The following is a 273-nucleotide window of genomic DNA, read 5'->3' as shown; positions in this document are numbered from 1 at the left end:
GCCGTCCGCGCCTGCCGATCCGTTTGATGGTGGCACTGCTGTACCTCAAGCACGCCTTCAACGAGAGCGATGAGTCTGTGGTCGAGCGCTGGGCGCAGGATGTGTGCTTCCAGTTCTTCAGCGGACAGGAGTATTTTGAGCATCGCCTGCCATGCGATCCCAGCCAGATCGGGCGCTTTCGTCGGGTGCTCGGTGAGGCGGGGGTGGAGCAACTGCTCAAGACCACCATCGAGACGGCGGTGCGCATCCAGGCGGTCAAGAAGAGCGAGTTCG

General features: G+C 62.3%; 1 protein-coding gene. It reads left to right on the top strand.

The genetic code is table 11. The annotated features are described in order from the left end of the window. Window positions 1-273 (top strand): transposase (locus ABG80_RS03150; RefSeq protein WP_160322417.1); only part of this gene is annotated, 273 nt, incomplete at both ends.

It is taken from the genome of Aquabacterium parvum (assembly GCF_001447195.1).
Taxonomy (GTDB): Bacteria; Pseudomonadota; Gammaproteobacteria; order Burkholderiales; family Burkholderiaceae_C; genus Aquabacterium; species Aquabacterium parvum.
Note: the sequence above shows the minus strand (reverse complement) of the source record. Positions and strands in the feature narration are given on the sequence as shown.